This window comes from Lacisediminihabitans profunda (assembly GCF_008040105.1).
GTDB classification, from domain to species: Bacteria; Actinomycetota; Actinomycetes; order Actinomycetales; family Microbacteriaceae; genus Lacisediminihabitans; species Lacisediminihabitans profunda.
Genome location: NZ_VRMG01000162.1, coordinates 1 through 221 on the forward strand (window position 1 = coordinate 1; position 221 = coordinate 221).

Sequence of the window (221 nt, forward strand, 5' to 3'; positions counted from 1 at the left end):
GCACGCCGATGAACTGGCCGACCTGAACATCGCCCCTGTAGTGACTATTCTCCCGATGGACGCGGAGAATGTAAGCTTTACGCCGAAAGGACGTAAAGTGGTAGCTTGTCCGGCTGAGAAAAGCGACAAGGTGAATTGTAAGTCGTGCGGCTTGTGCCAAGTGGCCGACCGGGAGTATATTATCGGCTTCCGTGCCCACGGCACAGCAAAGAAAACTGTTG

General features: G+C 54.3%; 1 protein-coding gene. It reads left to right on the forward strand.

Going from position 1 to position 221, the window contains the following annotated elements; all coding sequences use genetic code 11:
• On the forward strand, positions 1 to 221 hold a 221-nt coding region (locus tag FVP33_RS19885), incomplete at both ends, for a DUF7227 family protein (RefSeq protein WP_222706825.1).